This is a genomic window from Caulobacter sp. P4_E5, assembly GCF_056401555.1.
Map to the genome: position 1 here is coordinate 1 of NZ_JBFUJD010000152.1, position 2,232 is coordinate 2,232.

General features: G+C 71.0%; 3 protein-coding genes. 2 read left to right on the forward strand and 1 reads right to left on the reverse strand.

Annotated features, from left to right (window positions below):
• Window positions 1-247, reverse strand: a 247-nt coding sequence (locus tag AC1DSO_RS24640; protein WP_477071310.1) for a DUF4126 family protein, incomplete at its 3' end; no start/stop codon positions are given.
• Between the two features lie 307 nt (window positions 248-554).
• Here AC1DSO_RS24640 and AC1DSO_RS24645 point away from each other — a divergent pair.
• Both AC1DSO_RS24645 and AC1DSO_RS24650 read left to right on the forward strand, forming a co-directional pair.
• Complete coding sequence (locus tag AC1DSO_RS24645) at window positions 555-1,127, forward strand: ANTAR domain-containing response regulator (RefSeq protein ID WP_477071311.1); 573 nt, start codon at window positions 555-557, stop codon at window positions 1,125-1,127.
• A partial coding sequence (locus AC1DSO_RS24650; RefSeq protein WP_477071312.1) for a CmpA/NrtA family ABC transporter substrate-binding protein occupies window positions 1,124-2,232 on the forward strand: 1,109 nt, incomplete at its 3' end. The genes AC1DSO_RS24645 and AC1DSO_RS24650, both read left to right, overlap by 4 nt.

Sequence of the window (2,232 nt, forward strand, 5' to 3'; positions counted from 1 at the left end):
GGACACGTGTGACGAACTGGACGGGAACCTTGCGGCTGGGGGTCTTGGGCAACTGGTCGGCGACCAATTCCAGCACCGCCAAGGCGGTCAAGGCCAGGACGGGGATCGCGCCGCCCAGCCAGGCCAGCGGAAATCCGGCCAACGGCAACCAGCCCAGGCGCGCGGCCCAGGCGACCGCAGCGGGCGCGGTCATGGCGCGCAGGCCGGCGACCACGCCGATCAACAGGGCGAGCAGGTAGAGGGACATGACAGGCTCCGCTTCATCTCGTATCGCCGGATCTGGCGCGAGCCGACAGGACAACGCAAGGTCGATCGCCGTTTCTGCACGTTCCGATGGCGCTGGGCGCCGATCGGGCGTTTCTAGCGGCAAGGTCTTGCCGGTCCGGCGGCGGGCGCGGCAGTCTAGCGCCATCGCCGTTCGCTCTCGGGCAGGGCTTGCCGTTTCGCTCAAGGAATGGTCGCCGGCGCCTGGTTTCTGCGCAATCTTCAGAGCGGGCGCCCCTGGCGGGGGAAAGTTCCCCGCCCATCGCGCCGCTCTGCGTAGGACGAACGCGATGCGGGTGCTTGTCATTGATCCAGATACCGCGCGCGCCGCGCTCGTGGCCCAAGGGCTGGAGGGCGTGCAACCGCTCGAGGTCCGTCGTTCGGCGGTCTACGACGAGGCCGAGGTCATGGCCTTCGCGCCGGACGTGGTGGTGATCGCCGCCGAAAGTCCCGACCGCGACACGCTGGACAGCCTGCAGGAGTCCAGCCAGGGCCACCCGGTGGTGATGTTCGTCGACCGCTCCGAGCCAGGCCTGGCCGAGCAGGCCGTGCGGGCCGGGGTCGCCGCCTATGTCGTCGACGGCCTGGCGCCCAATCGCGTGCGCTCGATCCTCGACGTGGCCATCAGCCGCTTCGCCCTGACCCAGCAGCTGCGCGGTGACTTGGCCAAGGCTAAGGCCGACCTGGAATCGCGCAAGACCGTCGAGCGGGCCAAGGGCCTGCTGATGAAGGAGCGCGGCCTGGACGAAGACGGCGCCTATCGCCTGCTACGCAAGCTGGCCATGGACCGGGGCAAGCCCATCGGCGCCGTCGCCGCCGACCTGCTGGCCTTCGCCGGAGTGTTGAAGGGGGACGGCGCGTGAGCGGCCTTTCCGATTTGCGTCTCGGCTTCATTCCGCTGACCGATTGCGCGCCCCTGGCCGCCGCCCAAGCCCTGGGCTTCTTCGAGGAGGAGGGGCTGAACGTCGAGCTGGTCCGCGAAGCTTCGTGGGCCACGATTCGCGACAAGGTCGCCGTCGGCTTGCTGGACGGCGCCCACATGCTGGCCCCGATGGCCCTGGCGGCGACGATGTCGACCGGCGCGGGAGGCGAGGGCGCGATCCTGGCGCCCATGGCCCTGAACCAGAACGGCAGCGCCGTCACGGTGTCGATCGCCTTGGCCGAGGCGATCCGCGCGGTCGATCCGGATGCTCTGGCGCGAACGCCGGTGACCGCCGCGCCGCTCGCCAAGGTGATCGCGAACCGGCGCGCGCGCGGGCAGGGGCCGCTGACCTTCGCCGTGGTCTTCCCCTATTCGATGCATAACTACCTGCTGCGCTACTGGCTGGCGCAGGGCGGGATCGATCCGGATCGCGACGTGCGCCTGGTGGTCATTCCACCGCCGCGCATGGTCGAGCAGATGCGGGCGGGCGCCATCGACGGGTTCTGCGTCGGCGCGCCCTGGAACGTCGTGGCCGAGACCGGCGGCGTGGGCCGGATCCTGATCGCCGCCTCGCAATTCTGGCCCGGCGGTCCCGACAAGGTGCTGGGCGTCACGACCGAGCTCGCGACCCAGCGGCCCGACGAGCTACGCGCCTGCCTGCGGGCGGTGATGCGCGCCGCGGCCTGGGCCGACGAGGCCGAGAACCGCGAGACGCTGATCGAACTGTTGGCGCGGCCCGACCGCATCGGCGCGGCGCCGGCCGCGATCGGCCGTGCGCTGGAGAGCGAGATCGTCTTCCACCGCGACGCGGCGGGGCTGCCGCGCCGCGAGCACGGCCTCTGGTTCCTGTCGCAAATGACCCGCTGGGGGCAGATCGGCGCCGAGCACGACCTGCAGGCGCTGGTCGATCGGGTCTATCGCCCCGACCTCTATCGCGAGGCGGCCCTGTCGCTGGGACCGATTCTGGAGCCGGCCCTGGCCTTCGCCGACGCCGCCGGACCGGCCGAGGCGCGGCTGTTCGACGGCCGGGTATTCGATCCGAAGGC